This is a genomic window from Phenylobacterium kunshanense (assembly GCF_003254525.1).
GTDB lineage: Bacteria > Pseudomonadota > Alphaproteobacteria > Caulobacterales > Caulobacteraceae > Phenylobacterium > Phenylobacterium kunshanense.
In genome coordinates this window covers 1-6,785 of sequence record NZ_QFYS01000017.1, presented here as the reverse complement: position 1 = coordinate 6,785, position 6,785 = coordinate 1, and the positions used below count along the sequence as shown (strand labels likewise).

Here is a 6,785-nt window from a genome sequence, read left to right as displayed (position 1 = left end):
AGAGTCCGGCCGGCACGCTGCGATACCTGATGTCTCCGCGCGCCGGCCTCTTGCAACCCCCGCCGAGCACGGCTCAGATCAACCCAGGACTCTCGTTACGACTGGATGAGAAACGGGGGTCACGTCACCGGGCACTGGCGACATGGTCCCTTGAGGATAGCGCTGTTTGACCTACTGCACGACGCCGCTGAGCAGGGCGTTAACTGAGCACAAAGCCGGCGAACGGTCGCAGGCAGCTCCCTGTAGGCGCAGGTGGACGTCCGCTTTCGGTCCCACTCCCAATGACCGCTTGTGGCGCTTCGCGGACTTCTGGAGTGACTCAGGCTTTGTGCGGCTGACAATCATACCCGAGCACTGCCGGGTCGCCGCGCATCGCTTCGGTCAGCGCTTCGGAGCTGTCCCCGTAGCCTTCGACGGTCGCGCCATATTCCAGTACGTCGGCCTGGACACCTTCGGTCACGGCTTGTGCACGCATGCCATGGGCCGAGACCATTTCGCAGAACGACCGTCGACTGACGGCGGCGTCCCGCCGGTATCGGATCTTGAGGTCGGCATACTGCCGCTGCGGCAACAGTTTCTCCGTCAGCGTGACGGCCGCCAGCACGAGAAGCGTCGCCGCGGCGCCCACGATCGCGAGCGCGTAGAACCCAACCCCGAACAGCACGCCGAGCGACGATGTGCTCCAGAGTGACGCCGCCGTGGTGAGGCCGCGAACTGTGAAACCCTCACGGAAGATCACGCCGCCGCATAGAAATCCGATGCCTGTAAGGACGCCGTGAGCCATGCGGACCGGGTCTATCCGGATGATGTCCTGTGGGGTGTCGCTAAGCCAGCGGACCTGGTGCACCGCCGCCAGCATGAGCAGCGCCGATGACAGGCAGACGAGAATGTGGGTGCGGAAGCCGGCCGGACTTGACCTGTACTCACGCTCGATGCCGATGACGCCCCCGGCCACGATCGACCCCACGATGGGCCACAACAAATCGGGATCGAGCAAATCCATCAACCACTCCCGGGAAGGCTGAACAGCGAATGTCGCGGCCCCCTGGGAGTTCCTCGCTGAGCTCCGCTCAAGGCGAACATTGCGAAAATCAAATCTAGCGGCGAGGTCACCCAGATCGAGGCGGTCGCAAGGTGACCGCATGCCGTCACCCTCACGATCGGGTGGAGAAGGGTTCGGGCTTGCCGTGAGCCTTGTCGCCGCCGCCGCCCAGCGCCATGGCGCAACAATACAGCTGGAGGATGCTGCCCTCAGGCTTCTGGTGCGAGTCCGGTTCCCGGAACGCCGGCCGGAAAGGGGCTGAGCGGCTGTGTTCGAATTCATCCTGGGCGTGATCGTTGCGGGCGGCTTGGTGGGCGTTGCGCTGCTCATGCTCGCAGAGAATATTGTCCCGCCCGTCCCATCCGAGCTGATCATGCCCCTCGCGGGCTTCGCGGCGGCCCAGGGACGCCTCGACTTCCTGGGCGTTTTGGCGGCCGGCACGCTCGGAGCGGTCGCCGGCGCCTATGTCTGGTACCTCGTCGGACGACGGGTGCCCGAAGACAGATTGGCGGTCTGGATCGACCGGCATGGACGATGGCTGACGCTGGACACCTCCGACCTTCGAAAGTCCCGCGAGTTCTTCCAGCGGCGGGGCGCGATTGCGGTTTTCGTTGGCCGGCTGATCCCTGGTGTTCGAACGTTCATCTCTGTCCCGGCCGGACTGATGCGCATGCCGCACGCCGTCTTTTTCCTGGCAACGACCCTGGGGACGGCCCTATGGACCACGATGTTGGCCGCCGCCGGCTACGCCCTGGAACACGAATACCGCCGTGTCGAAGCCTGGGTCGACCCCATCTCCGCCGTCGTGGTGGGCACGCTTCTTGTTGCTTATCTAGTTCGCGTTCTCCGATCGCGGCGGGTAGACCGCTAACGCGCCCGTCTGATGAGCGAAGGTCGGCTTTCGGCAGCGCGTTGAACGTCCGCTCCTGGCGCATGTCTGAAGTGTGAATGGTCCGCTATGGGGTGGAGAACGCTGGCCTCAGGGGCCCCTAGTTCGGGCCGTCGAGGGCCTACGCTCGCCAAGCTTCGCCAACACGAGCCAGTGCCAGATCATGTCACACCCATTGGGCAATCTGGCCCCGCGCCGCTCATTGCAACTACGGTGCTTGAGCAAGCCATTTTGGAGAGTTCGGCCGCCCCCGAGGAACGCCGGGTCGTAGTGATCGAAGGTGGGCCGGATCGGACTGTTGGGTGGGAGTGCAATGCCAAGCTTGATGCGTTCGCCGCACCCTGCGCAGTAGCCACCCTGCATCCGATGCAAGGTGCGCAGCTGTTTGCGCCGGCGACGCCCTGCACGACGCTCGCTCATGGCCTGTCCTCCCCGTACTTGGGGAAGTAGGGGGCCAATCCCGCGGCGCAGGCGCCGGCGAGGAGACCGCCGACTCCCAGGAAGACCCACCGCCAATCTGCGGGTTGGTAGAGCACCAGCGCCACCGCCGAGGTTCCGGTCGCTGAGCCGCCAAGATAGGACAGGGCGTAGAGGCTGAAGCGGACCAGCTGCCTGGCAGTGCGGCGGCTGGTCGATCGACCTGACCCACTTCCAGCATGCTGGATGTCGTGGTGAGAGGTGGGGGAGGGTGGTGGGATTTGCACGGCGTGCTCCTTTGATGCGCGTTGTCGCGCCCCCTCAGACCCTTCCTTCCTCTTTCCTGGCAGCTGATGTGGAGCTCGGCTCCCCTGCCTCTACTGCCTTGCGCTGAGCAGCCGCTGCCTGCCGGCGCGCGGCTTTCAGCGCGCGTTGCTCACGCCGATAAGCTTCCAGGCGCTCCCGTCCCACCCGGGCCCGGCAGAACGGCGGCAAGCGTGAGAGGTCGGGCTGGATGACGATCAGCTGGTCGAGGGCAAATTCTTCAGGGCCGAATGTCATGTAGGGATCGCCGTAGACGATCCAGACGGGGTAGTGGGTCGGCGCCATGTGCAGCAGCTTCACGATCGATTTGCGCCGCCAGCTGGCATCCAGTTCGAACGCCACACCGCGACCTCCGTCGCGGCACGTCCACACGACATCGATCTGGCCGCGCTTGCCTGCCAATATAGACGGCGTCCAGAACTCGAGCTTGGAGATGTAGCCGAGACGCGCGCCCAGATCCCGCAGTCGGTACTGCAGTTCGTAGTGGTACTGGGTCGGATGGGTCGCAATCTGCTCGCAGGCGTAGATTTCTGCGTCGATCTGTGCCGCAAGATCAGCGGGCAGGCCGTCGTCGGGGCGGGTGACTTGAAGGGTGGTGGGTTGCACGTCGTGCTCCTCTGGTGCGCGTTTTCGCACCCAACCACTCCCATCCTTCCTTCTTTCGACCGGCGGTCTGCAGGCCGGCACCGAGCGGTCGAAGCCGCCGTCGTCGCCGGCCTGACCCGACCTACTTCGCGGTTGCGGTCTCCTCTTCCTTAGCCCTCCGGCGCCGCTCACGATGGCGGAGGGTCGCGAGGTATTGTGGCGTCACATCCACGTCGAAGTTCTCTCTCAGGAACTGACACATGGTCTCCAAGCTGTAGCCGCGCTTGGCCCACTGATCGAGGATGTGGTGGTGCTTGCGAAGTCGAGCCGAGACTGCCCTTGGACGTGCCTTCTCCATGGTGACGCGGAACGACTCCAAGCTTCTCTGGTGGGTTTCCTCCAGGGCGGCTGCGAAAGCCTCGAGGCGTGCGACGGGATCATCGTGAGGAGGCTCGGCGGTCGGTGTGCTCATCGCGGCTGTCCCCCGGTCCAGATTTCGAAGCCAAGCTCATGGACCTCATTCTGGACGCTACGCATCTGGGCAGGACTTACGATCTGACGAAGGATTAGCAGCACCTCCGCAAGCAGCGCATCGCTGTTCGAACGGCCGGACTCTGCCTGCCCTCCGAGCCCCCTCTGAATGAAGTACTGCACCTCCGCGCGGATATCGCGGGCGATCGCAATGGTGGCCGTGGCACTGTCGAGTCGTTGGCGGATGAGTTCTGCGACACTCGTCCCACGGTAGTTGGCCTCAGCTTGCAGGTCGCTTCGGATTCCGTACGGGAGGCGGATCGTCATAACGTCGCTCAATTGTTTTCGGCGCATGTTTGCTCCCAAGTCAGCGCTGCGCTGTCGAAAAGGTCAGGCAATTCAACGGCCGACCCGACTTGCCGTACGCGTTTATGCTTGCGGGTATCGCCTCAAAATTGTGAGTGGGCGTCCACAAGATATTGAAAAAACGAGCAAAAGCGCCCCAGAGGGGGGTGCGTATGGTGTATCGCCCATTTAAGGGACTCTTGGCTCCGCGGACACGGCCTGAAGGAGGCCCCAAAAGGGGGTATCCACCCATCGAGAGCGAGCGAAGCGAGCGATTGGACTGATGTTCTTCAAGAGATGGCGCGAGTACATCGCGAGCTCGCGGATGTTCTGCAAACGATGGCGCGAGTTCATCATGGGATGGACGAGAGTTGTTCAAATCATATCTTCCGTTGCGCATGTGATTGACAAACCGGCCAGCCAGCGGCTGTGAGGCGCGATAGCTCGCGTAGGTTGTGGGGCGGGCGTGTGATTGGGGGGCGCGGAGGGAGAGAGCGGTGAGCCTGCTGGCTTCACCGCTCTCCCGTCTGGGTACTACGCCTGTGCCTGGCGCTCAGCGATCCAGTCCAGAATGTCCGCTTCCAGCCAAGCGACGCGGCCGGGCGAAATTCTGATCGGGCGAGGCGCGCTGCCAGACCGCATCATCCGCCACCAGGTGGTGCGGCCGAGATTGCCGATCATGGCGCGGACGATCCGCCAGGGGAGCAGTTTAGGGGGTGTTGTTTGCATTACGTACCTTTCAGAACGCCTTGGTGAGGCATGAGCATCGGTGGAGCCGATGTGAAAGGAACGCCTCTCGTTTGCGCCGGAACGCAATAATAACTTGCGTTGTTAACCACAAATAACCAGAGCGAATTAATCATCTTCGCAAGTAGTGTGTTTACCGAATTGGTGTGTATATGAGGAGCCTCGCGCGCGCTATTGAGCCTATTGGAAATAAGTAGACTTATAGGGCGAGCGAATTGCGTGCCGGAATGTGGGTGGAGCCGCGTTCGGCGAACGACGAAGTCTGTTAAGCGTGCTGGTCGCGAGTCTGCGCGAGCTGCGAACATTGCTATCTGTTGGCGAAGGGGCCTTTTCGATTGCCGGGGCTGAAATGGCCGAACTGCCGGGTCCGCTCCGGTCGGACCGGACCCGGGGCTCAGGCTAAAGGTCCAGCCTGGTTTGCTCGGCTTCGCTGCCCGAGGGATGGCGGCTTCCAGTAGTCGAGTGGTCGGCATCGCGCCGGCTCAAGCGGTCACCGAGGATCTTCAGCTGCCCGCTCCCGGATCGGACGACGATTTCGGTGGATGCGCGTTCGACGCCGTCAGCGTCCGTCCACCTGCGGGTAGTCAGGCGTCCCTCGACGAAGAGCATCGCGCCCTTGGTGGCGTGGGACAGGTACTTGGCCGAGCCATCACCCCAGACCGTCACCCGATGCCAGTCGGTGCGCTCCTTGCGCTCACCGGTGTCTCGATCCTTCCAGGTTTCGGAAGTGGCAAGGCGCAGGTTGGTGACCTTGGCGCCGTCGTTGAGGCTGCGGACTTCCGGGTCGGCGCCCAGGCGGCCGATGAGTTGGGTCTTGTTCAACATCGTCTTGTCTCCGTTCCGAAGGCCGGGGGAGCCCGGCCGCTCGCGGGGGCATCCCGCGATCACGGAGCCGTTCGACGTGGGGCAGGGCGGCGCGCGAAATCCGGGCCCCGGGGGAACCGGTCTGCAGGCGCTAGCCGAAGATGGGTGGGACCCGAGCAGGCCCGCCTGCAAAGCAGGTCGATTTCGCGCGACGCACGCCCGCGTCAGGTTTCCGAGATCGATCGCGGGGGCCGCCAGCGGACCGGTTCGTTCAAGCCAGAACTGAGACGAGACGGGTGAACTGGCCTTGTGAAGGTGCAGGGCTTCGCCCGGTTGGAGTCTAGGCCCCCGGGACCGTCATCGGCCGTCGGGGCGACCGAACGATACTGTTGGTAGATGTGTTGGTAGCGGGGATTCGTCGGCGTTCCGGTTGGCTCGGCGGCGTGGGTCCTGGCAGCTCTACTAGGTTGGCGGGCCGTCAGGCGCGCGCGGACGTGATCGCCTACATCCGTTCGCTACCGCCACCTCCGGAAGGGCGTTAGCCGCACGGGCAGACAGCCCGCAGAGGCAGATCAGGGGGCGGTGGGGCTGCGGTAGAGTCGCTTGCGCTCTGGTGTTCGATCTCCGAGTTCAGCTCGGCTCTAAGTGAGGATTGACGTGAGCATGCTGTTTGCGGCGTTGGGAAGCTGCAGCAGCTTGGGGCCAGAGTCGTGGCCTGCTCGAATTCCAGCGGCTACATCGTGGACGAGACGGGCATCGACCTTTCACTGTTGAAGGAAGTGAAGGAGGTCCGTCGATCCCGGATCGGCGCCTACGCCGAACTCAGAAAGGGAACCTCCAGGTACGTGGAAGGCGGCAGCATCTGGGATGTGCCGTGTTCCATCGCCATGCCATCCGCGACGCAGAACGAACTGACGGGTCGAGACGCCAAGGCGTTGCTCGGCAACGGCGTGATCGCGGTGGGGGAGGGCGCCAACATGCCGTGCACGCCAGAGGCCGTGCGAATCTTCCAGGAGGCGGGCGCCCTGTTCGCGCCCGGGAAGGCGGCCAACGCCGGTGGCGTCGCGACCTCTGCGCTTGAAATGCAGCAGAATGCGTCCCGCGACAGTTGGACCTTTGAACAGACGGAGGCCCGGCTTGCTGCAATCATGCGAGGGATCC

Annotated in this window: 7 protein-coding genes and 1 pseudogene; 2 read left to right on the top strand and 6 right to left on the bottom strand. The window is 63.7% G+C overall.

Going from position 1 to position 6,785, the window contains the following annotated elements; translation table 11 throughout:
* Window positions 1-319: 319 nt before the first annotated feature.
* Window positions 320-1,003 carry an MgtC/SapB family protein gene (locus tag DJ019_RS20525; protein ID WP_111278734.1) on the bottom strand — a complete coding sequence of 228 codons (684 nt, stop codon included), beginning with the start codon at window positions 1,001-1,003 and terminating at the stop codon, window positions 320-322.
* Window positions 1,004-1,310: 307 nt separating this feature from the next.
* Between DJ019_RS20525 and DJ019_RS20520 the strand changes: the two genes are divergently transcribed.
* Window positions 1,311-1,913, top strand: a complete 603-nt coding sequence (locus DJ019_RS20520) for a DedA family protein (protein WP_111278732.1) — start codon at window positions 1,311-1,313, stop codon at window positions 1,911-1,913.
* Window positions 1,914-2,669: 756 nt separating this feature from the next.
* Here the strand turns inward: DJ019_RS20520 and DJ019_RS20515 are convergent.
* The 5 genes from DJ019_RS20515 to DJ019_RS20495 form a co-directional block, all read right to left on the bottom strand.
* Complete coding sequence (locus tag DJ019_RS20515; RefSeq protein WP_111278730.1) at window positions 2,670-3,278, bottom strand: hypothetical protein; 609 nt, start codon at window positions 3,276-3,278, stop codon at window positions 2,670-2,672.
* Window positions 3,279-3,399: 121 nt separating this feature from the next.
* The gene (locus tag DJ019_RS20510) at window positions 3,400-3,729 is read right to left on the bottom strand and encodes a hypothetical protein (protein ID WP_111278728.1); all 330 of its coding nucleotides are present in this window, start codon (window positions 3,727-3,729) and stop codon (window positions 3,400-3,402) included.
* On the bottom strand, window positions 3,726-4,055 hold the full coding sequence (locus DJ019_RS20505) for a hypothetical protein (RefSeq protein WP_111278726.1): 330 nt from the start codon (window positions 4,053-4,055) through the stop codon (window positions 3,726-3,728). Before DJ019_RS20505 ends, DJ019_RS20510 begins: the two co-directional genes overlap by 4 nt.
* A gap of 552 nt (window positions 4,056-4,607) precedes the next feature.
* The gene (locus DJ019_RS20500; protein ID WP_111278725.1) at window positions 4,608-4,754 is read right to left on the bottom strand and encodes a helix-turn-helix transcriptional regulator; all 147 of its coding nucleotides are present in this window, start codon (window positions 4,752-4,754) and stop codon (window positions 4,608-4,610) included.
* A 465-nt stretch (window positions 4,755-5,219) separates the two neighbouring features.
* Entirely contained in the window at window positions 5,220-5,645 is a 426-nt protein-coding gene (locus DJ019_RS20495; protein ID WP_111278723.1) for a single-stranded DNA-binding protein, read from the bottom strand.
* Window positions 5,646-6,334: 689 nt separating this feature from the next.
* Between DJ019_RS20495 and DJ019_RS20490 the strand changes: the two are divergent.
* Window positions 6,335-6,785, top strand: a pseudogene (locus DJ019_RS20490) (NADP-specific glutamate dehydrogenase); the annotation flags it as partial.